Annotated in this window: 22 protein-coding genes and 1 tRNA gene; 18 read left to right on the forward strand and 5 right to left on the reverse strand. The window is 33.8% G+C overall.

Annotated features, from left to right (window positions below; all coding sequences use genetic code 11):
- The first annotated feature begins 372 nt into the window (after nucleotides 1-372).
- Entirely contained in the window at nucleotides 373-561 is a 189-nt protein-coding gene (locus MUB18_RS13670; RefSeq protein ID WP_031289203.1) for a CsbD family protein, read from the forward strand.
- Between the two features lie 538 nt (nucleotides 562-1,099).
- Here the strand turns inward: MUB18_RS13670 and MUB18_RS13675 are convergent.
- Nucleotides 1,100-1,173: transfer RNA gene (locus tag MUB18_RS13675), tRNA-Ile, on the reverse strand.
- A gap of 88 nt (nucleotides 1,174-1,261) precedes the next feature.
- Between MUB18_RS13675 and MUB18_RS13680 the strand changes: the two genes are divergently transcribed.
- The 8 genes from MUB18_RS13680 (at nucleotide 1,262) to MUB18_RS13715 (ending at nucleotide 8,648) form a co-directional block, all read left to right on the forward strand.
- Nucleotides 1,262-1,900, forward strand: a complete 639-nt coding sequence (locus tag MUB18_RS13680) for an HAD family hydrolase (RefSeq protein ID WP_248753458.1) — start codon at nucleotides 1,262-1,264, stop codon at nucleotides 1,898-1,900.
- An 88-nt stretch (nucleotides 1,901-1,988) separates the two neighbouring features.
- Entirely contained in the window at nucleotides 1,989-2,183 is a 195-nt protein-coding gene (gene rpsU, locus MUB18_RS13685) for a 30S ribosomal protein S21 (protein ID WP_021190399.1), read from the forward strand.
- A 92-nt stretch (nucleotides 2,184-2,275) separates the two neighbouring features.
- The gene (locus tag MUB18_RS13690) at nucleotides 2,276-3,154 is read left to right on the forward strand and encodes a tyrosine-type recombinase/integrase (RefSeq protein ID WP_045754593.1); all 879 of its coding nucleotides are present in this window, start codon (nucleotides 2,276-2,278) and stop codon (nucleotides 3,152-3,154) included.
- Between the two features lie 14 nt (nucleotides 3,155-3,168).
- Complete coding sequence (gene hpf / locus MUB18_RS13695; protein WP_045754592.1) at nucleotides 3,169-3,513, forward strand: ribosome hibernation-promoting factor, HPF/YfiA family; 345 nt, start codon at nucleotides 3,169-3,171, stop codon at nucleotides 3,511-3,513.
- Between the two features lie 191 nt (nucleotides 3,514-3,704).
- Complete coding sequence (locus tag MUB18_RS13700; protein WP_045754591.1) at nucleotides 3,705-4,079, forward strand: DUF6686 family protein; 375 nt, start codon at nucleotides 3,705-3,707, stop codon at nucleotides 4,077-4,079.
- A gap of 180 nt (nucleotides 4,080-4,259) precedes the next feature.
- Entirely contained in the window at nucleotides 4,260-4,787 is a 528-nt protein-coding gene (locus MUB18_RS13705; protein ID WP_045754590.1) for a ferritin, read from the forward strand.
- A gap of 229 nt (nucleotides 4,788-5,016) precedes the next feature.
- Complete coding sequence (locus MUB18_RS13710; RefSeq protein WP_248753459.1) at nucleotides 5,017-7,680, forward strand: TonB-dependent receptor; 2,664 nt, start codon at nucleotides 5,017-5,019, stop codon at nucleotides 7,678-7,680.
- Nucleotides 7,680-8,648, forward strand: a complete 969-nt coding sequence (locus MUB18_RS13715; RefSeq protein WP_045754589.1) for an NAD(P)H-quinone oxidoreductase — start codon at nucleotides 7,680-7,682, stop codon at nucleotides 8,646-8,648. Before MUB18_RS13710 ends, MUB18_RS13715 begins: the two co-directional genes overlap by 1 nt.
- Here the strand turns inward: MUB18_RS13715 and MUB18_RS13720 are convergent.
- Nucleotides 8,645-9,517 (reverse strand): AraC family transcriptional regulator, encoded by an 873-nt coding sequence (locus MUB18_RS13720; RefSeq protein ID WP_248753460.1) that lies wholly within the window; start codon nucleotides 9,515-9,517, stop codon nucleotides 8,645-8,647. The two genes, MUB18_RS13715 and MUB18_RS13720, sit on opposite strands and share 4 nt — an antisense overlap.
- A 141-nt stretch (nucleotides 9,518-9,658) precedes the next feature.
- Here MUB18_RS13720 and fucP point away from each other — a divergent pair, with 141 nt between their 5' ends.
- The 7 genes from fucP to MUB18_RS13755 all read left to right on the forward strand — a co-directional run bounded on the left by fucP (nucleotide 9,659) and on the right by MUB18_RS13755 (nucleotide 16,374).
- Entirely contained in the window at nucleotides 9,659-10,921 is a 1,263-nt protein-coding gene (gene fucP, locus MUB18_RS13725; protein WP_248753461.1) for an L-fucose:H+ symporter permease, read from the forward strand.
- Nucleotides 10,914-11,267 (forward strand): L-rhamnose mutarotase, encoded by a 354-nt coding sequence (locus MUB18_RS13730; RefSeq protein WP_248753462.1) that lies wholly within the window; start codon nucleotides 10,914-10,916, stop codon nucleotides 11,265-11,267. Before fucP ends, MUB18_RS13730 begins: the two co-directional genes overlap by 8 nt.
- 1 nt (nucleotide 11,268) lies before the next feature.
- A complete protein-coding gene (locus MUB18_RS13735; protein WP_248753463.1) occupies nucleotides 11,269-12,933 on the forward strand; it encodes a UxaA family hydrolase in 1,665 nt (554 codons plus the stop codon).
- A 131-nt stretch (nucleotides 12,934-13,064) separates the two neighbouring features.
- Nucleotides 13,065-13,829: an SDR family NAD(P)-dependent oxidoreductase gene (locus MUB18_RS13740; RefSeq protein WP_248753464.1), complete on the forward strand. Its 765-nt coding sequence runs from the start codon at nucleotides 13,065-13,067 to the stop codon at nucleotides 13,827-13,829.
- A gap of 56 nt (nucleotides 13,830-13,885) precedes the next feature.
- Nucleotides 13,886-14,743, forward strand: a complete 858-nt coding sequence (locus MUB18_RS13745; RefSeq protein ID WP_248753465.1) for a fumarylacetoacetate hydrolase family protein — start codon at nucleotides 13,886-13,888, stop codon at nucleotides 14,741-14,743.
- A 10-nt stretch (nucleotides 14,744-14,753) separates the two neighbouring features.
- Nucleotides 14,754-15,581 carry an amidohydrolase family protein gene (locus tag MUB18_RS13750; protein ID WP_248753466.1) on the forward strand — a complete coding sequence of 276 codons (828 nt, stop codon included), beginning with the start codon at nucleotides 14,754-14,756 and terminating at the stop codon, nucleotides 15,579-15,581.
- Nucleotide 15,582: 1 nt separating this feature from the next.
- Nucleotides 15,583-16,374 carry an SDR family oxidoreductase gene (locus MUB18_RS13755; protein ID WP_045754582.1) on the forward strand — a complete coding sequence of 264 codons (792 nt, stop codon included), beginning with the start codon at nucleotides 15,583-15,585 and terminating at the stop codon, nucleotides 16,372-16,374.
- A gap of 63 nt (nucleotides 16,375-16,437) precedes the next feature.
- On the opposite strand, the gene gap is transcribed toward MUB18_RS13755, so the two are convergent.
- The 3 genes from gap to pfkA are packed head-to-tail and all read right to left on the reverse strand — an operon-like array spanning nucleotide 16,438 to nucleotide 19,298.
- Entirely contained in the window at nucleotides 16,438-17,436 is a 999-nt protein-coding gene (gene gap, locus MUB18_RS13760) for a type I glyceraldehyde-3-phosphate dehydrogenase (RefSeq protein WP_045754641.1), read from the reverse strand.
- Between the two features lie 4 nt (nucleotides 17,437-17,440).
- Complete coding sequence (locus MUB18_RS13765) at nucleotides 17,441-18,292, reverse strand: hypothetical protein (RefSeq protein WP_045754642.1); 852 nt, start codon at nucleotides 18,290-18,292, stop codon at nucleotides 17,441-17,443.
- A gap of 19 nt (nucleotides 18,293-18,311) precedes the next feature.
- Nucleotides 18,312-19,298: a 6-phosphofructokinase gene (pfkA, locus tag MUB18_RS13770; RefSeq protein WP_084405365.1), complete on the reverse strand. Its 987-nt coding sequence runs from the start codon at nucleotides 19,296-19,298 to the stop codon at nucleotides 18,312-18,314.
- Nucleotides 19,299-19,461: 163 nt separating this feature from the next.
- Between pfkA and MUB18_RS13775 the strand changes: the two genes are divergently transcribed.
- A complete protein-coding gene (locus MUB18_RS13775) occupies nucleotides 19,462-20,133 on the forward strand; it encodes an NUDIX hydrolase (RefSeq protein ID WP_084405366.1) in 672 nt (223 codons plus the stop codon).
- 156 nt (nucleotides 20,134-20,289) lie between these two features.
- Nucleotides 20,290-20,901 (forward strand): TetR/AcrR family transcriptional regulator, encoded by a 612-nt coding sequence (locus tag MUB18_RS13780; RefSeq protein WP_248753467.1) that lies wholly within the window; start codon nucleotides 20,290-20,292, stop codon nucleotides 20,899-20,901.
- Nucleotides 20,902-20,907 lie beyond the last annotated feature (6 nt).

The following is a 20,907-nucleotide window of genomic DNA, read 5'->3' on the forward strand; positions in this document are numbered from 1 at the left end:
GTTTATTTTGTAAATTTTATTGTGAAATTAAATTGTCTTGTATCATGATCTTAAGGATACTATTTTCTGTGATAAGTTCTATGATCAATGGAAGCGTGTATTATACTAATGCTTATTTTTTTTAAATTTATTTTGAATAGTGAAAATTGTGACTAACAAAATGATGATTGTCTTTGATCCGATTAGTAAACAATTAGATAGGGTGAAAGTTTTTGAATTGGTTCAAGATACTGCTTTTAATTTAACATTAGCAATATCATTGTAAATCGTTAATTATAGTTTGTGAACTGAATTATTTTATATTACCTGAAAACAATTTCATCGTTTGTATGTTATTTAGATAGTACTTAATTTAAAAAAGGAGATTTTATTATGAGCGAATTAACATGGAAAGGTCGTTGGAACGAACTAAAAGGAAAAGTTAAACAGCAGTATGCGGATCTAACAGACGATGATTTATTGTATGCTGAAGGAAAAGAAGATGAGTTATTAGGTAAGCTTCAAAAGAAAACTGGTAAGACTAAGGAAGAAGTTGAAGATTGGTTGGACAAATTGAAATAGTAAAAAGAAAAATAATTTTTTGACATATAAAATAGGCTGTGTAGTATATATACAGCCTATTTTATGTGATCTATTTTTAATACAAAATCAGTGTTTTAACAACAAATTACATGTTTAACCATGAATAATCGCATGTAATTGAGCGTGTTAAATAAATTATCTACAAGATCTTTTAAAAAAATAGCTTAATATTCAATAAGTTACATTTGACTATTAAAATTTTCCCTCATTTGTGAAAAAAAACTTTTATCTTCGTATAGCCCATCCCAAAAGGGCATGTTTTTCATAGGTAGATGAAAAAGTCGAGTTTTCCTAACTCGACTTTTTTTTTGTTATACTCCTTACATGTTTTCTGATTCTGTTGCTGCGATGAGAGGTACAATTGTCATTGATTTTTTAGATGATGGTAATAAATGTTTTTTCAAAAATTGGCTATCGACATTTAAATTGCTAAAGCTGTATGAAATTTTTAATATTCGAAATTATTGAAAACAGAAAAGCCTCACTAGAAGTGAGGCTTTATTAAGCAATTAAGCAGTGCTCCCAACTGGGCTCGAACCAGTGACCAAAAGATTATGAGTCTTCTACTCTAACCAACTGAGCTATAGGAGCGGTTAATTTTTTTTTGTCAAAATGCAACGTTTAGCGCGTTTTGACGATGCAAATATTGATATTTGTATTGATATTTCAAAATAAAAAGATGAAAAAAATTAAAAATATTATCCTGGATTATGGTGATGTGATCTTTATGATCGATTTTTTGAAGATGGAAGCAGCCTTTAGTGAGTTGGGTATCAAAAATGTACGTGACTATTATGGACATCGTTCGCAAACAAAACTTTTTGATGAATTTGAACAGGGGAAAATTTCATCTCAGGACTTTAGAGAAGGGATTCGCACTATATCAGGTATTTTTTCATTGACAGATCATCAAATTGATTCAGCTTGGAATGCCATGTTGTTGGGTGTACCTGATGGAAATCATGATTTACTGTTAGCATTGAAAAATAAATATAGGTTATTTTTACTGAGTAATAATAATGAGATCCATTATAATTGGATTATGAACCATCTGAAAAGTAAGTTTGGTCTGGAGAATAATACCAAATTTTTTGAAAAGGATTATTATTCACACTTAATGGGTATGCGTAAGCCCAATGCCGATATTTTTGAATACGTATTATCGAAACACGAATTAAACCCAGATGAAACGGTATTTATTGATGATAGTCCACAACATTTAAAAACGGCTCAAGGATTGGGGATACAAACTTATTTGTTGACAAAACCAGATACTTTGCAAGCGCTAGTTTATAGAGAGGGATTATTAGAAAAATAGTAAAATATATATTTGAAATTACCAATCATAGTTGTACCTTTGCAACACTTTAAAATTAAAAGGCTACGAAAGGAGGTATATACAGAGCATGATTATCGTAAATGTAAAAGAAGGAGAATCTTTAGATAGAGCATTAAAACGTTTTAAAAAGAAATTCGAGAAAACTGGAGTTTTAAGAGAACTACGTTCACGCCAAGCTTACGAGAAGAGATCTGTAACTCGTCGTATTCAAGTTAAGAAAGCGATTTACAAACAAGGATTAAACCAAGAGGTTTCAATCTAAGGTTTCTTAGAAGATATAAAAAAGGGGAAAGTTTACTTTTCCCTTTTTTTATGCGCTTTATTTTGCTAAATTGGATACAAATAGAATGAAGTATGTATTTGAAGGAGTTTGAGCGATATTTGCAATTTGAAAGACGGTATTCAAAGCATACCTTAATTGCTTATATCCATGAGGTCAATTTATTTTTAACCTTTCTCGAAAATGAAGATTTGATTTTTGAGCAGGTTAATCATCGTGATATGCGCCACTACTTTTCATTGATGGCAGAAGCGAAAAAATCGGCTACTACTGTCAATCGAAGTATTTCTTCTTTACGTACTTACTACAAATTTTTACAGCGGGAGGGGATCGTGAAAGGCAGTCCTATACAGGTGAAAGCTTTAAAGACACCTAAAAAGCTTCCTGTCGTTGTTGAGAAAGATAAGTTACTGCTTTTATTAGATCAAATGGAAGTGAACGTTCATGATTTTGAAAGTAGGCGAGATAAATTGGTGGTTGAATTACTTTTTGGGACAGGTATTCGACTTACTGAATTATTACAAATTCAAGATCGAGATATCGACTATTATAATAAAAATATCCTTATATTCGGTAAAAGGAATAAAGAAAGGCTTGTCCCGATCAACGAAACGTTAATAAAGGAGTTACAACTTTATTTGCAAGCTAAAAGTTTGTATATTGAAAATAATAAATCAAGTTTCTTAATCGTTACTAAAGAGGGAAAACCAGCATACGAGAAATTGATCTATAGAATAGTGCATAAATATCTATCGATGGTTTCTTCACAAAAGAAGAGAAGTCCGCATATATTAAGGCATACTTTTGCAACTGCATTGTTGAACAATGGAGCTGATCTTAATGCAATAAAAGAGCTCCTCGGGCATGCTGGGCTTGCAGCAACGCAAGTATATACGCATAATTCTGTGGAGCGGTTAAAGTCTATTTATAAACAAGCTCATCCAAAAGCTTAAAAAAAGGAGGAAAAATGAACATTACTGTGCAATCAATTAAATTTAATGCTGATCAAAAGCTAATTGAGTTTATCCAAAGAAAAACAGGTAAATTGAATCAGTTTTTAGACTCAATCATTGGTGGAGAATGTTATTTGCGTTTAGAAAATGTAGATGATGAAGCTAATAAGGTATCGGAAATAAAAATAAATATACCCGGAAGTCAACTTTTTGCGAAAGGACAAGCTAAAAGTTTTGAAGAAGCAACTGATATTGCAGTAGAATCCTTAAGAAGACAAATTAATAAACATAAGACCAAAACAAAGACACAAGCAAGTAATCATAAAGAAATTTTGACTACTGAGGAAGAAGAGTATTAATGAAGTAAATATTAAAGAGAAAGGACTAATCGACGAGGTTAGTCCTTTTTGTGTTTAGATTGTTTTAAAAATTTGGTATGCTACTGCCTGCTCACAGTAATTGCTATTTATAATTATTAAAAATAATTCATCAGTTACTTGGATTGATTATAAATAATGGCTATTTTTGTCTCATCATAATAAATAAGGAAATGATCGATACAATCTGTCCATTAGCACATGTAGAAGAGGTTTTTAAAACTGAAACTGGAGCGATATATCAATGTAGTCGTAAAAATTGTTATTGGATGGAATTTGCTGGTTCGACTACTTCATTTTCTGTTTCTGATTTTTTAAAATTTAAAAAATTTATTGATCAAATTGATATTGAAAAAATGTTAATTGATACTGCAAGGTCTTCGGATTTTACTTTGGTGATGCCTTATCGTACAGAACGATGCTTTCTACTGGCTGTCCAAGATATTTTAAATTTAAGAGAACTGTTGGATGGTGCTAAGTTTATGATTGAATTAAATAGTGTCATTAAGGCTTGTTTACGAAGTTCCTTAGTCTCCGTATTGGCATAAAAACCTTACTTATAATTATACTGATTCTAAACTATTTAAGTTTTTTACCGCTAATTTAGACTTAATTTGTATTGTATATTTTTTATACAAAAATCAGTTTCCAGCCGTATATTTGTATTGTTCAAGTAGGTCAGGTATTATCAAACTTGATCTTTAATATTGGAATTAAAACTTACAGATATGAAAGATTTATTAAAACTAAAATCTTCTTTAACAGAGGAAATTGAAAATATATTAAATGCTCAAATTAAAGTTGAAGCACACTCTTCCTCCTTATATTTAGCAATGTCATCATGGTGTGACGACCAAGGTTTAGAAAATGCGGCTGAATTTTTTGCTAAGCAATCCAATGAGGAAAGAGAGCATATGTTGAAAATATTTAATTATATCAACAATAGAGGCGGACGTGCAATATCTCCTGAAGTGACAGGTATACCTTCTGATTTTGATTCTTTTCGAGGAATTTTTGAATCTGCATTAGAGCAAGAGATGTTTGTAACTGAGCAATTTAATAACATCGCTGATAGATGTATGAAAGCAAAGGATTATGTTACTTTCAACTTTTTACAGTGGTTCTTATCGGAACAAGTTGAAGAAGAGTTTGTTGCAAGAAGAATTTTAGAATTGTTTGATGTAATAGGTGAAGAGGGTACTGGTCGTTGGGAAATTGACAAACACTTACTCAAGGTTACTTTTTCAGGTGAATAATTAATATATTCTAGTAAAAATAAAAAAAGGTGGTTTATTTATAATAAACCACCTTTTTTTATACAATAATTCAATATTGCTCGTTATGGTTGTGCGAAATATTGTGTATATTAACATACTAATAGAATAAGTTGTTTTGATGTCGGATAAATTCGAAATATCAGGTAGTAATCATAAGATCATTTTATTTATCATTCTTTTTTTTGTTGTAAATAGGGTTGAGGCTCAAATGCAAAAAAAGGAAGTGTATGGCTTTGTTGTGGACAGTGAGGGTCAGCCGCTTGCAGGTGTAAATGTTCGATTGACAACTTCGCTGGATACTATTGTGGCAATCACTTCTAAAACAGGATTCTATAAGTTTTTCCAAGTGAAGGGTAGTAATATCCGGTTGAACTATAGTTCACTTGGACTGCAGATCGTAGATCGATCTTATCCTCAATACAATACGACTGATCGGGTAGTCGCGGAGACGATCATACTAAAACCTCAAACCTCTGTTTTAAAAGAGATTGTTATTAAGAAATATAAGCCTATCACCTTTAAAGAGGATACTGTACAATTTAATATGGCAGCATTCCAATTTGATCGGCGAACGTTATTAGAAGATGCGTTAAAGCAAATTCCAAATTTTCAAGTTTCAAGAGATGGTTCTGTATATGCTTTTGGAAAACCGATTACTTCTGTACAAGTAGATGGTAAGAAGTTTTTTGGTGGTGATGTACTGACTGCTACCCGAAATCTTCCTGCAGATTTTATCAAAAATATTCAAGTAATTGACTTTTATGGAGATGAGGCTAATGCAAAAGGAACAAAAAGCGCAAATTCAGAGAAGATTTTAAATATTATTTTAAAAGACGATAAAAAGAAAATCACTTTTGGGCAGGTAACAGGAGGATTGGGCAACCAGGAACGCTATCTTGCTAGTGCGGGTATTAATAAATTTAATGATGGACAAGAATTATCTTTTGTCGGTTCTATTAATAATACTAATACTAATTTATTTTCTTTTGGATCTCCAAATGGTGGTGGTTCTCGTGATCGGGTTATGGGTGAATTGGCCGACTTTGCAGATCCTACCGATGGATTTAATAATGTTGGATCTTTGGGAACTAGTTTTTCAAGTAATCTAAGTGATAAAATTTCGGCTTTTGGACGTTATAGCTTTACAAATACGAAAAATACTACCAAAGGAAATTCCTATCTACAATCGGTTTATGGTTATAATACCATCAGTAATCTGGAAGATTACGTCACTAAGACTGTCGACAATACTCACCATATGAACTGGGGGTTTGATATTAAACTATCTGAATCGGATATGTTAAAAATATCCCCAACATTTTCTTGGAATAAATCGAAAGGTGATGAAATCCGTGATCGCCATATTAAAAATAGATTGATTACGAACAAAGGTGAATATGCCTCTGAAAATAATAGTACAAGTCCTAATGCAGAAATAGATATCTTGTATGCTAAAGTCTTTAAGAAACCAGGTAGAAAGGTAGTATATAACTTGCATCTGGGTTATAATTCTCTTGAAAAAAATGAAAACATCGTTGATAAAAATACAATTATAGATAGTACATTTAATGAGATAAATACGAAGAATACTTTTTTAAATCAATTTGTTAAGAGTAATAATCAAAATCAAGATATAAAAAGTTCACTATCGATCATAGAACCTGTGGATAAAGGGGGAGTATTGGAATTAAATTATGATTTTAATTATACCGCAATTGATGCAAGGCGTTTGGTTCATGAACGGAGTAATGAACAAAATGAATTATTTCGTATTGATTCGCTTAGTTTAAGCTATGATTATGCATTTTCATCCAATAGGGTTGGAATGAAATATCAACAAGATATTTTCTCTAAATTTAAATATAATATTGGATTTGCTGTGCAACCTACTGAGCTGACAGGATATTCACGTGATAAATCAATTAAAACATCATATAGTAATGTAAACTTAATACCTGCAGCAGGCATCAAGTGGAAATTCAATGAAAATACTGACCTATCTATTGATTATTTGGGAAAAAACAATCAACCCAATTTCTATCAGATCCAACCGATAGTAGATAATACAAATTCTCAAAATATCATTGAAGGAAATCCCGATTTAAGAGCTGAATTTGCCAATCGTATTTTAGCAAAATATCGTAAATCGATTGTTACCAAGGGACAGTATTTTGAGGGTAGTCTTGCATATAATTTTGTATCTGATAAAATTGTTTCTAACCGGACTACCGTTCTGAATTCTACAGTACAAAAGACTACTTTTTTAAATACTTCTGGTTATTACGATGTGAAGGCCTACTATCTATTTACTGCGGCTCTGTTTAATGATAATATACAAATGAGTCTGAATGGTAATGCAGATTATTATAATAATGTGACTTATATCAATGATAGGCGCAATGATGGCGGGCATTTCTTATATTCGCAATCCCTTCAATTCCGCTATATGTTTAATGATTTATTTGAAGCAGAACTCAATGGTAATTACTCTTTAAATAAGGCTTCATATAAACTGCCTTTTAATGATCAAATCATAGCACATACTGGTGTTCTAGGTTTAGGTTCTAAGTGCTATGTAAGTGAACATAGTTCTTTTGGTGTAGAAGTATCTCAAAGATTAAATGCAGGATATTCATCTTCGTCTTGGACAAATATTAATCCGACAATTATTAATGCTTACTTTGAGTATACGTTTATGCGCAACAATTTAGCTATGCTTCGAATTCAGGGTTTTGATTTACTAAATCAAAATTCAGGAATTACGAGAGATGTAATAGGGAATGATATTTTGGATGTCCAAAATGAAAGATTGTCACGTTATTTTATGGTTTCTCTAAATTTCCGTTTACAAAAATACCCTAAAAAATCATAATGAAAGCAGTTGTTATAACAAAATTTGGTGGACCTGAGGTTTTAGAGGTGCAAGAGGTCGATAAGCCAACGTGTACTGGGTACGAGGTTTTAATCGAAGTGAAGGCGGCGGGAATGAATCGGCCAGACGTTTTTCAAAGGAAGGGAAATTATAGAGCTCCTGATGGTGCTCCTGCTGATATTCCAGGCTTAGAAGTAGCTGGAGAAATTGTGGGAATAGGAGATTTGGTACGTGAATGGAAGATTGGAGATCAGGTTTGTGCGCTTTTATCTGGAGGTGGCTATGCTGAATATGTCTCTGTTGATCAGGGGCAATGTCTACCTATACCTAAAGGGTTTAGTTATGCGGAGGCAGCTGCTTTGCCCGAAACCTTATTTACAGTTTACCACAATGTATTTAAGAGAGGCACTTTGAAATCTGGTGATAATTTTTTAGTGCATGGAGGAAGCGGTGGTATTGGATCTATGGCAATACAGTTGGCAAAATTGTCTGGAGCAAAAGTATTTGTTACGGTAGGATCAGATGCTAAAGCATCATATTGTAAACGAATAGGTGCAGATGTTGCGATTAACTATAAAAAAGAAGATTTTGAGGAAATCATTGGTAAGAATCAAATTGATGTTGTGCTAGATAGTATCGGCGGTGATTACTTTGCTAAAAATATAGAAATATTGAAGGAGGATGGTCACTTAATTTATATCAATGCGATGCAAGGTGCAAAAGTAGAATTGAATCTTTTTAAATTGATGCAAAAACGTATTTATATATCTGGCAGTCTCTTAAGAAGTAGAAGTATTGCCTTTAAGAAGGAGGTGCGTAATGAAATTATTGATCATGTTTTTCCATTGTTACAACTAGGGTTATTTAAAACCAATATATACAGAGTATTTGAACTTGAAAATGCACAAACAGCTCACACGATATTGGATTCTGGAGATTTTACGGGGAAGTTAGTTTTTGTTTTTTAATAGTTTCTCGAAATCTCTCTTTGATATTGCAAAGGGGTAAAGCCAGTTGCATCTTTAAAGTACTTGTGGAAACTCACAAAGTTCTGAAATCCGCTTTCAAAGCAAATCTGTTTGACATTCAGTGTCCGCTCGGCCAATAATCGGCAAGCATATCCAATACGCATCTCAATAAGATACTGAAATAGGGTCTTTCCAGATTTGGCTTTAAAATAACGACAAAAAGAATTGGTTGTCATACCGGTCATGGAAGCAATATCTTCAAGTCGAATGTGTGTTCTATAGTGTTGCGTAATGTATTCCATAATTACGTTCATTCTTCCAAAATCAAGATCTTGTCTATCAATAGGGTAGTTTTCACTGGATAATAAATGATATTCTTCTGACTCTGATATTAAAGTTAAAACTTCTATTAATGCTATTATTTTAGTTGAATTTTGACTTTTTAAAAGTTTTTCTATAAGTGATTGTGATGATTTTAATATTGATCTATTTAATTGAATTCCTCTTTTGGATTTTTTGAATAAGTTCTTAATTTTATGATTTTCAGGTAGGTTAAAAAATTGCTCGCCTAAGAAATTTTCTTTAAAATGTGCTACTCTAATATCTGCTGGTTCGGGATTTGGACCATCCAAATAATGACTATCAAATAGCCAATAATGTGGTAAATTGGGACCAACCAAAACAATATCTCCACTTGAAAAATTGTTAACACTGTCACCAATAAATTGTGTACCAGCTCCTTTCTCAAAATGTATTAATTCCAATTCTTCATGATAGTGCCACAGATTATGATTCTGTGGTACGATATCATTTCTTACGCTGAAAGATTGTACATTGCTGTTATTGACTTTTAATAGCTGAGGCTTCATTTATTAATAAATATATGCACATTTTTTTGATTTATCGGCATGATGAATGATAATATAGTTTATTAATTGGGTAAAATACTTAAATTTTGTTCCATTATTTATTCTTTATTTTACATAAACCAATGATAAATTATATTCTATATGTCGATCAGTAAAAGTAATAAACTAGCAATTGTTCTTGTAACGTCCTTATTCTTTTTTTGGGGATTTGTTCATAATCTAGACCCTATTTTAATTCCACATCTGCGCAATGCTTTTAGTTTAACGCATTTACAGGCTTCTTTAGTAGATTCGGCAGTTTTTATTGCATATTTTTTACTGGCTATCCCTGCTGGTATAATCATGAAGAAATATGGTTATAAATCAGGGATTTTAATCGGCTTGATACTTTTTGCCGTAGGTTGTTTTCTTTTTATACCAGCGGCTAATCAGATTAGTTATGTTTTCTTTTTAGGGGCATTATTTATAGTTGCTTGTGGCTTAACAATCTTAGAAACTGCCGCAAATCCATATGTAACAGTATTAGGGGATCCTAGTAAGGCTACTCAACGTTTAAATTTTGCTCAATCTTTTAACGGTTTGGCGGCATTTATTGCTCCAATTCTTGGTGGTAAATTTATTTTAGCAGAACAACCTAAATCCGATACGGAGATAGCTGCTATGACTGAACAGGTTAAAATTGCTTATATTCAAGCAGAGACTGCAACAGTTAAAGGGCCTTATTTGATTTTAGGTTTAATTATATTGATTGTAGCGGCTATTCTTTTTTTTACAAAACTTCCTGATATAAAAGATGACGAAGGAGAGCAAAAGTCAGGTTTTTTTCATGCGTTCAGACATCTGAATGTAAGATGGGCTGTGATTGGTCAATTTTTTTATGTTGGTGCTCAAGTTTGTGTATTAAGTTTTATGGTATTATATGCCACAGATGTGGCCGGCATATCTCCATTAAATGCTTCAAAATATGCGAGTTTTGCTGGTTTGGCATTTATGTTAGGTCGATTTGTCGGTACATTTTTTATGAAATATATTAAGCCATTGACATTATTGATGATATACTCTGTAATTTGTATTTTATTGTCATTCATTGTGATATATGGTTCAGGTGAAGTGACAGTGTATGCTTTAATTGCGGTTGCTTTTTTTATGTCAATTATGTTTCCAACTATATTTGCAGTAGGTGTTGAAGGTATTGGAGCAGATACAAAGTCTGCGTCGAGTCTAATCATTATGTCAATTGTAGGCGGAGCAGCGCTACCTCCAATATTGGGGTTAATTTCAGATAAAACCGGAGATCTTCAGCTTGGATACTGGGTGCCTTTAATCTGTTTTGTCGTGGTATTGTTATTTGCATTAGCAAATAGAAAATCAAATAATCAAATTGTAAATTCTACTCATGAATAATATTAGTAATATCAAACAGTATACGTTTGCTTTGGATTTAGTCAATGATCCAAAGCTTATAATGGAATATGAAAACTATCACCGTGCCGTATGGCCGGAAATTGAACGATCGATATTAGAGGCTGGAGTCACAAAAATGCAAATCTTTAGATTTGAGAATCGATTATTTATGATTATGGAGGTAGATGACTCTTTTTCTTTTGAGAAAAAAGCACATATGGATACGAATAATCCCAAGGTGCAGGAATGGGAGCAATTAATGTGGAAATATCAAAGTGCTATTCCAGGTGGAAAAGAAAATGAAAAATGGGTATTAATGAATAAAATATTCGAATTGAAAAAATAAGATGATACAGGATAAGAAAACGTATTTGCAGATTCATCCAAGTGATAATGTGTTGGTGGCTTTACAAGATTTGCCTCAAGGCACAGTGATTGAATGGGATAATAAAAGTTTCGCATTATTGGAGCATGTTGCTGCTAAACATAAATTTACCATTCATCCATTGATTAAGGATGATGATATCTATATGTATGGGGTATTGGTAGGAAAGGTAAATTGTGATTTAAAAACAGGATCATTAATATCAACGTTGAATTTAAGACATGCTGCAGATGATTTTAAATTAAGTAAAAGAAACACTTCTTGGAATAAACCAGATGTTAGTGTTTTTAAAGATCGGACTTTCAATGGTTTTCATCGTTCTAATGGAACTGTTGGTACTGCTAATTATTGGGTAGTGATTCCGTTGGTTTTTTGTGAAAATAGAAATGTTTTGACTTTAAAAAGCGCTTTTGAAGAAAAGCTCGGATATAAAATTAAAGCTAATGATTATAGTGCGGAGGTAGACGAGTTGATACGCTTGTATCAGTCGGGTGCTGATGTATCGCAAATTATCGCTCAAGATTTGAGCGCTTCGGTTGATCAAACTAGCGATCAACGACTATTTGCAAATGTAGATGGTATTAAATTTTTAAATCATGAAATGGGATGTGGTGGTACAAGAATGGATTCAGATGCACTATGTGGACTGCTAGCGGGTTATGTGACACATCCAAATGTAGCTGGAGCTACTATTCTGAGCTTAGGCTGTCAACATGCTCAAGCTTCGATTTTGCAAGCTGAAATCGCAAAAAGGGATCCACAGTTTGACAAGCCTTTGTATATTTTTGAACAACAAAAAGAAGGTACTGAAAAGGAGTTAATGCAAAAAGCTGTTAAATCAACTTTTGCAGGCATGATGGAAGCGAATAAAAATTCGCGTAAGCCTGCTTCTTTGGATAAATTATGTATTGGATTAGAGTGTGGAGGATCAGATGGTTTTTCTGGTATATCTGCTAATCCAGCTTTAGGTTATCTTTCTGATATGTTGGTGACATTGGGCGGGTCTGTTATTTTAGCGGAATTCCCTGAGCTCTGTGGTGTAGAGCAAGAGCTTAGTGATCGTTGTATAGATGAAGCTACTGCGGACAAATTTATGCAGTTGATGCGCGTATATAATGCAAAAGCAGAAGCAGATGGATCTGGTTTTTATATGAATCCTTCTCCCGGAAATATACGAGATGGACTTATTACCGATGCTATAAAATCTGCTGGGGCAGCAAAGAAAGGTGGAACATCTCCTGTAACAGCAGTAATTGATTATCCCGAATTGGCCAATAAACCAGGTTTAAATCTTTTATGCACTCCGGGCAATGATGTTGAGAGTACTACGGCAGAAGTCGCTGCCGGCGCTAATATTGTTTTGTTTACGACAGGATTGGGTACCCCAACCGGAAACCCCATTGCTCCAGTGGTAAAATTATCCACAAATACTAAAACATTTGAGAAAATGTCTGACATCATAGATCTGAATTGCGGAACAATTATAGAAGGAGAAGAGTCCATTGAAGAGGCTGCTCATCGTATTTTAAATTATGTGATTCAAGTAGCGAGTGGTGAGGTAGTTCCTAAAGCAGTTCTCCTTGGTCAGGATGATTTTATTCCTTGGAGGAGGGGGGTGTCTTTATAGAATAGGATGAGCGGTCAGATTGCCTTATATTTAAAATGCAATTTGAAATTTAAAAAAATACCATTTGAAAAGTTATATTTTCGAGCAGCAATTTTTTCCTGATTGAAAATTATTATGATAAACACAACAATATGTCAAAATTAAAAAATAAGGTCGCTATAATAACTGGTGGTGGAAGTGGAATTGGACGTGCCATAAGTTTGCTCTTTGCTGCAGAAGGTGCTACCGTTCATATCTTGGATCTAAATGTGGAAGGAGCACAAGAAGTTGTTACTGAAATATTATCTGGTGGAGGACAAGGATTTGTCCATAGTTGTAATGTAAGTATTCAAGAAGACGTTTTAGCCATAGTAGATAGCATAGGTAAAATTGATATCTTAGTCAATAACGCAGGCATAGCACATGTAGGAAAATTAGAAAATTGTACAACAGCAGATTTTGAACGTATCTTCAACGTAAATGTAAAAGGTGCTTACAACGCTTTATTTTCCGTAATCCCAAAAATGAAAGCAAATGGAGGTGGAGCTATTTTGAATTTAGCATCGATTGCTGCTTGGGTAGGTATTAGCGATCGTTTTGCTTATTCAATGAGCAAGGGTGCCATTTTTGCCATGTCACTTTCTGTTGCACGTGATTATATGGCTGATGGAATTCGTTGCAATAGTATTTCTCCTGCCCGTGTGCATACACCATTTGTAGATGGGTTCATTAGTAAAAATTATCCAGGGCAGGAAGCTGAAATTTTTGAAAAATTATCAAAGAGCCAACCGATAGGCCGGATGGCACAACCAGAAGAAATTGCAAAGTTGGCTTTGTTTTTATGTAGCGATGATGCCGGCTTTATCACTGGAAATGATTATCCCATTGATGGTGGTTTTATTAAATTGAATAATTAAGATTAAAATAATGGAGAGGCTTTTGAAGTCAGAGTTTATAATAAAAGTTTAAAGATATGAAATTAATACGTTTTGGAGAGCAAGGGAAAGAGAAGATAGGTGTGCAAATCGATGGTGTAAATTACGATACCTCAGCTTTTGGTGGTGATTATAACGAGTCATTTTTTGAAAATGACGGTTTAGCTGCTTTAGAGGAATTTGTTAAAGCAAATTCAGGTAAATTAATTCCTGTAGCTGATACAGAAAGAATTGGAGCTCCCTTTGCAAGACCTTCAAAAATCGTTTGTATTGGATTAAATTATAAAGATCATGCAGAAGAGACTGGTGCAGCAATACCTGCAGAACCTATCATCTTTATGAAATCGACTACTTCTTTATCAGGTCCTTACGATCAGGTGATGATACCACGGGGTTCTGTAAAAACTGATTGGGAAGTAGAGTTTGGTATTGTGATAGGTAAAAAAGCTTCGTATGTAGATGAATCTGATGGTCTAGATTATATAGCAGGTTATGTGCTTCACAACGATGTTTCGGAACGTGAATATCAATTAGAGCGCGGTGGGACATGGGACAAAGGAAAAGGTTGTGATACATTTGCACCTATGGGACCATATTTGGCTACTAAAGATGAAATTAAGGATATTAATAATGTCAATATCTGGTTGAAAGTTAACGGTCAGATGTATCAAAATGGCAGTACAAAAAATTTAATTTTTTCTGTTCCATTTATTGTGAGTTATGTATCTCAATTTATGACATTATTACCAGGAGACGTAATTTCTACAGGAACACCAGCAGGTGTTGGTCTAGGCTTTAATCCTCCTATATATCTAAAGGCTGGTGACATCATTGAATTGGGGGCTGATGGGTTAGGGGAATCGCGCCAAGAAGTCATCGCTTATTCTCGTCATTAATCTCATTTTTATGCGTATAGATGCTCATCAACATTTTTGGCAATATGACCCCAGTCGTCATAGTTGGATTACGAATAAAATGCAGGTTTTAAAAAAGGATTTTCTTCCATTAGATCTAAAATTTATTTTAGAAAAAAATGAATTTGACGGTTGTATTGCTGTACAAGCAGATCAATCCGATCAAGAAACTAAGTTTTTAGTACAACAAGCAAAACAATATCCATTTATTAAAGGTGTGATTGGTTGGGTGGACTTACGTGCGGGTAATATTGATGAGCGATTGCATCAATATAAAGATGAATCACTTATTAAGGGTTTTAGACACGTTGTGGAAGGAGAAGAGGATCCCGACTTTCTAATACGGGATCATTTTCTTAAAGGCATTGAATTTTTATCAAAGTATGGTTATACTTATGATCTATTAATCAGACCTCGTCATTATGATGCTGCTTTAAGATGTGTTCAAAGTAATCCAGATCAAGTATTTATTTTGGATCATATCGCTAAACCTCCAATAAAATCACGCGAATTTGAAGAGTGGGCATTATTCATTGAAGAGTTAGCTGCTTTTTCAAATGTGAGTTGTAAAGTTTCAGGTTTGGCGACTGAGGCCGATTGGTCAAGTTGGCGTTTGGATGACTTTAGCCAATATTTAGGTCATGTATTTGATACTTTTGGTAAGCATCGTATTATGTTTGGTTCAGATTGGCCGGTATGCTTATTAGCTGCTTCTTATGAAGAAAGTGTTGCCATTGTGGAATCTAAATTAGAAGCATTTACTACAGTTGAAAAAGAAGCGTTTTGGGGAATGAACGCATTTACAATTTATAATTTATAATATGAATCTAAATCTAAAAGATAAAGTTATCATAGTTACAGGAGGAGCAAAGGGGATTGGTAAGGCAATTGTTTTGGGTCTAGCTCAAGAAGGTGCTATCCCTGTGATTGTTGGCCGTCGACAAGTGGACAATAATCTGGTTAAACAAGAAGTAGAGGCTCTTGGTCAGCAGGCATATGCGGTGCAAGCTGAACTCTCTGATCCAAAAGATTGTGAAATTGCAGTTGCAGAAACACTTAATCGTTTTGGCCGCATTGATGGTTTGGTCAATAATGCAGGTGTGAATGATGGGGTAGGTTTGGCATCTGGAAATTACGAGAAATTTGTTTCCTCTTTACATAAAAATCTTATTCATTATTATTTAATGGCTCATCATGCTTTGGATGCTTTGATCGTATCTAAAGGAAGTATTGTCAATATTACTTCAAAGACTGCTGAGACAGGTCAAGGAAATACATCTGCATATGCCGCTTCTAATGGAGGTCGGAATGCATTAACGCGAGAATGGGCAGTCGAACTGCTTCCATATCAAATTCGTGTCAATGCCGTAGTGGTTGCAGAATGTGCTACACCACAATATGATACATGGATACAAACGTTAGACAATCCTGTAGAGACTTTAAAGAAAATTACTGATCGTATACCTTTGGAGCACAGAATGACTACCGCAGAAGAAATTGCGCATACTGCATTATTTCTTTTGTCTGATAAATCAAGTCATACGACAGGGCAATTGATACATGTAGATGGTGGTTATGTCCATCTTGATCGATCAATTATAGCCGAAAAATAAGAAAATAATAACAAAGGGCTTTTAATAATTATTAAAAGCCCTTTTCTATTGTGTTATTCAGGATTAACCTAATTTACCTACTTCTTGAACCAAGTCAACAATTTTGTTTGAATAACCCCACTCATTGTCATACCAAGATACAACTTTCACAAAGTGATCATTCAATGAAATTCCAGCTTTAGCATCAAAGATAGATGTACGTGCATCACCTAAGAAGTCAGATGAAACAACTTCATCTTCAGTATAACCTAAGATACCTTTTAATTCACCTTCTGAAGCTTCTTTCATAGCAGCTTTAATATCTTCATAAGAGGCAGCTTTTTCTAAACGTACTGTTAAATCAACAACAGAAACGTCTGCAGTAGGAACACGTAAAGACATACCTGTTAATTTACCTTTTAATTCAGGTAAAACCAAACCTACTGCTTTAGCAGCACCTGTAGATGAAGGGATGATGTTTTGGTAAGCACCACGTCCACCTCTCCAGTCTTTTGCTGATGGACCGTCAACTGTTTTTTGAGTTGCAGTTACAGCATGTACAGTTGTCATTAGACCTTCTACAATTCCAAATTTGTCATTTAACACTTTAGCAACTGGTGCTAAACAGTTTGTAGTACAAGAAGCATTAGAAACGATGTGTTGGTCTGCTTTTAATTCTTTATGGTTAACGCCCATTACAAAAGTAGGTGTATCATCTTTTGCAGGAGCTGACATAACTACTTTTTTAGCACCAGCATCAATGTGTTTTTGAGCTAATTCTTGTGTTAAGAAGAAACCAGTTGATTCGATAATAACTTCTGCACCAACTTCATTCCACTTTAAGTTTGCTGGATCTTTTTCTGCAGTAACACGAATTGTTTTTCCGTTAACAACTAAGTTTCCGTTAACAACTTCTACAGTACCATCAAATTTACCATGTGTTGAATCGTATTTCAACATATACGCCATATAATCTGGCTCGACTAAGTCATTGATACCAACAACTTCAACATCTGGACGATTTACCGCAGCTCTGAATGCTAAACGACCAATACGGCCAAATCCGTTAATTCCAATTTTCATATTATTAATTTTTATTGATATAATACTTGATAAGATTATGAATAGGTTCTTTAATAATTGTTCCTATTGATATATTAAATTCTTCTGTTGCAACCTCTTTTAAAAGGTCTTCAAAATTTGCAGCTACAGAGCCTGTAAAATTGATGTCATTATCAGGATGTTCTTTATATAGCGGCTTGATGAAAGTTTTCAGAAATAAGCGAAATCCATTTTTCACAATCTGAATGATGAAAGGATGATTTTTATTTTCTAAAACAAAGTCGGAGAATGAATTAAGAAAAATAGTCGGTTGTGGAGAATTGTACACCTTCTCTAAAATTATTTTTCTATCAATGGCAAATTTATTCAACAGTTTGTCTTGTAAATCCTGAGGAAGGGTATCTGTTAAATAGTGTTTAAGTAATAACCTGGAAGTCCAATTTGTCGATCCTTCATCAGCTAAAATATAACCCAGACCGTAGTTATTAGGGATTACTTTTTTTCCCGTGTAGAAAGCAGCATTTGAACCACTTCCAATAATGCCAATGATTCCTTTTTCATCACCAAAAGTTGAAATTGCCGATGCGATCACATCATGTTCAACTTTTACTTTAGCATTGATAAAGAATTTTTCGAATACAGCCTTGATTTTATTTTTACGTTCAGGAGAAGATGACCCTGCGCCAAAAAAATAGATACGTTTAATTTTTTCAGCATTATTAATCAGATTGGTATTCTTATTTAGAAGCTGTGCAATATATCTTTCATCCTGTAAATAGGGGTTAATACCACTAGTCCGAAAACCAGTGATCACCCGACCTTTGTCGGCTAACCTCCAATCTGCAAATTTTGAACCACTGTAGACTACTGCAATCATCTGAATTCGTTTCTTTAGTCTAGATAGCCAATACTTGAACAAGTTCTAGCATATCAGCACTTAATTTGTATTCTTTATTATTAATAGCTTCTTCTAAAGGTGTGGTAACGATTTCGTTTCCCCTGACACCAACTGTAATGCGATTGTTTCCTTTCAATAACTCTTTTACAGCAGCAAAACCTAAACGGCTAGCCAATACCCGATCAAAACTTGAAGGAGAACCACCGCGTTGCAAGTGCCCTAAGATACTAACTTTTGTGTCATAATAATCAAATTTTTCTTTGACTTTTTTCGCAACGTTGTATGCACCACCATTATGATCACCTTCTGCAACAATCACAATGGAGGAAGATTTTTTGCCGCGTCCATCAGCAGCAGATAAATGATCAATTAATTCATCAATGGCAGTTTCTTTTTCAGGTAGTAAGATTGCTTCTGCACCACCTGCTATGCCAGCATTCAAAGCTATACAACCTGAATCGCGCCCCATTACTTCGATGAAGAATAACCTTTCATGAGAAGCAGCTGTATCTCTAATCTTATCGATCGCTTCAATTACTGTGTTGGTAGCCGTATCATAGCCTAGTGTAAAATCAGACCCATATAGATCATTATCGATCGTTCCCGGTATACCAATCACGGGGATATCATATTCTTTTGAGAAATATTCAGCACCTGTAAAAGTACCATCGCCACCAATAGCTACTAGAGCATCAATACCTGCAGCTTTGATATTTTCATATGCTTTTGCTCTTCCTTCTTTGGTTTTGAATTCTAGACATCTTGCTGTTTTCAAGATCGTGCCTCCTAATTGAATGATATTACTTACGGAGCGGGATGTCATTTCTGTAAAATTACTGTCTAACATACCTTGATATCCTTGGTATATTCCAGTAACACTTAATTTTTCGTATAATGCTGTGCGGACTACTGCTCGAATGCAAGCATTCATGCCTGGAGCGTCTCCGCCTGATGTAAAAACTCCGATTCTTTTAATATTCACCACTGTCAAAAATTTTAGGTTTTACGAATATAGTGTATTTTTTACACTATTGAAATTATTTTTTATTTTTTTGTTTTGATAAAATTGAGGTAATATTATTAACTTTATGGCATAAGCTACATATTCAACTCATTGGTTTAAGTAAATATAATAAATTAGAAAAGTTTTGTATACTACATTTACAGTCGATTGTGTCATTTTTGGTTTTTATGAAGGGGAACTTCATGTTTTACTAACAGAGAGAAATGAATATCCTTTTAAGGATTGGTGGGCGCTTCCTGGATTTTTTGTTAATAATGATGAGGAAATGGAAGATGCCGTGAAGCGAATACTGTATGAAAACACCGGCCTTAAGGATGTGTTTTTGGATCAATTATATGCCTTCGCAGGTCTAAAAAGACACCCGCAAGGAAGGATATTAACCGTAGCTTACTATGCTCTCCTCCAACTTGATAAGACAAAAATTAAGTTAAAGCCCGTGACCTCGTATATGAGACAGGCAAAGTGGTTTCCATTAAACAAAGTGCCTGATCTTGCATTTGATCATAGCACTATTTTAAAGCAAAGTGTTGAAAAGTTACGTCGGCGAATCGCGAATACACCTATTGCTTTTGAACTTTTGCCAGATAAATTTACCCTAACTCAGTTACAATTAGTCTATGAAAGTATTTTAGGGAGGGAATTGGATAAAAGAAATTTTAGAAAAAAGATGATTAATTATGGTTTTCTAAAGGAATTAGATGAAGTCCAAAAAGGAGTTGCTTATCGTGCTGCTAGACTTTATAAATTAGATAAACGTAAATTTTTAAAGCAATTCCAAAATAGTATTACATTCTAATTTGGAAAATTTAAATAACGGAAAGTGTATGTCATAAGGTGTACACTTTTTTTATTTTATAAAATTGACGATGTACTGACAAATTAATTGCAAAAAATTTCACCTTTTTGTATATTTGACCAAATTTTATATAAAGTCAAAAGTTTAGAATCGAATATGTCGTCAAACACTGATAATAAAAAAGACCTGATTATTGCCGCGGCTATACGAAGATTTGCGCACTATGGTTTTTCAAAAACCACTATGAATGAGATAGCAGAGGATGTCAAGATTACAAAAGCAAATCTTTATTATTATTACCCCGAAAAAACGGCTTTGATTCATGATGTTATACTAGCTGTTACAGATGATTTCAGAAAATTGGAGCAAGAATTGATTGAGAAGTCTACTTCATCAATTATTGATCTTGTTTTAGCCCTATTGGAATTAAAATCATCTTTCATTGAGCAGCATTACATGTTGCATATGAATGAAAATATGGAATGGATAAAAGGCGCTTCATTACAAACTTTGATGCGTGAAATTCATGAAAAAGAAATTGTCCAAGTAGCTAAATTATTTCAAAAAGGAGTGGATAATAAGGAATTAGCAGTTGAAGATGTAAATAAGGCAAGTGAAATATATGTATACATTATGAAGAGTATTGGGCTAGTGGGTATACTGTGCGATGTATTTACTGGTATTCCAACACAATGTAATGTTGGTGATGTTCTGCAAAAACAAAAAGAGGCAACTTTGTTAATATTCAATGGTTTAAAAGTTAAATAAGATTTC

Origin of the sequence: Sphingobacterium sp. PCS056 (assembly GCF_023273895.1) — a bacterium.
In the GTDB taxonomy this organism is placed as follows: Bacteria; Bacteroidota; Bacteroidia; order Sphingobacteriales; family Sphingobacteriaceae; genus Sphingobacterium.

What these genes read in the sequence shown, in the direction of transcription:
- MUB18_RS13720 (WP_248753460.1), bottom strand. Translation starts at nt 9,517, where the DNA reads ATGAAGCCTCAGCTATTAAAAGTCAATAACAGCAATGTACAATCTTTC.
- hpf (WP_045754592.1), top strand. Translation starts at nt 3,169, where the DNA reads ATGAACATTACTGTGCAATCAATTAAATTTAATGCTGATCAAAAGCTA.
- fucP (WP_248753461.1), top strand. Translation starts at nt 9,659, where the DNA reads ATGTCGATCAGTAAAAGTAATAAACTAGCAATTGTTCTTGTAACGTCC.
- MUB18_RS13730 (WP_248753462.1), top strand. Translation starts at nt 10,914, where the DNA reads ATGAATAATATTAGTAATATCAAACAGTATACGTTTGCTTTGGATTTA.
- gap (WP_045754641.1), bottom strand. Translation starts at nt 17,436, where the DNA reads ATGAAAATTGGAATTAACGGATTTGGCCGTATTGGTCGTTTAGCATTC.
- MUB18_RS13765 (WP_045754642.1), bottom strand. Translation starts at nt 18,292, where the DNA reads ATGATTGCAGTAGTCTACAGTGGTTCAAAATTTGCAGATTGGAGGTTA.
- MUB18_RS13715 (WP_045754589.1), top strand. Translation starts at nt 7,680, where the DNA reads ATGAAAGCAGTTGTTATAACAAAATTTGGTGGACCTGAGGTTTTAGAG.
- MUB18_RS13690 (WP_045754593.1), top strand. Translation starts at nt 2,276, where the DNA reads ATGTATTTGAAGGAGTTTGAGCGATATTTGCAATTTGAAAGACGGTAT.
- MUB18_RS13740 (WP_248753464.1), top strand. Translation starts at nt 13,065, where the DNA reads ATGTCAAAATTAAAAAATAAGGTCGCTATAATAACTGGTGGTGGAAGT.
- MUB18_RS13780 (WP_248753467.1), top strand. Translation starts at nt 20,290, where the DNA reads ATGTCGTCAAACACTGATAATAAAAAAGACCTGATTATTGCCGCGGCT.
- MUB18_RS13755 (WP_045754582.1), top strand. Translation starts at nt 15,583, where the DNA reads ATGAATCTAAATCTAAAAGATAAAGTTATCATAGTTACAGGAGGAGCA.
- rpsU (WP_021190399.1), top strand. Translation starts at nt 1,989, where the DNA reads ATGATTATCGTAAATGTAAAAGAAGGAGAATCTTTAGATAGAGCATTA.
- MUB18_RS13700 (WP_045754591.1), top strand. Translation starts at nt 3,705, where the DNA reads ATGATCGATACAATCTGTCCATTAGCACATGTAGAAGAGGTTTTTAAA.
- MUB18_RS13705 (WP_045754590.1), top strand. Translation starts at nt 4,260, where the DNA reads ATGAAAGATTTATTAAAACTAAAATCTTCTTTAACAGAGGAAATTGAA.
- MUB18_RS13750 (WP_248753466.1), top strand. Translation starts at nt 14,754, where the DNA reads ATGCGTATAGATGCTCATCAACATTTTTGGCAATATGACCCCAGTCGT.
- MUB18_RS13680 (WP_248753458.1), top strand. Translation starts at nt 1,262, where the DNA reads ATGAAAAAAATTAAAAATATTATCCTGGATTATGGTGATGTGATCTTT.
- MUB18_RS13735 (WP_248753463.1), top strand. Translation starts at nt 11,269, where the DNA reads ATGATACAGGATAAGAAAACGTATTTGCAGATTCATCCAAGTGATAAT.
- MUB18_RS13745 (WP_248753465.1), top strand. Translation starts at nt 13,886, where the DNA reads ATGAAATTAATACGTTTTGGAGAGCAAGGGAAAGAGAAGATAGGTGTG.
- MUB18_RS13670 (WP_031289203.1), top strand. Translation starts at nt 373, where the DNA reads ATGAGCGAATTAACATGGAAAGGTCGTTGGAACGAACTAAAAGGAAAA.
- MUB18_RS13710 (WP_248753459.1), top strand. Translation starts at nt 5,017, where the DNA reads ATGCAAAAAAAGGAAGTGTATGGCTTTGTTGTGGACAGTGAGGGTCAG.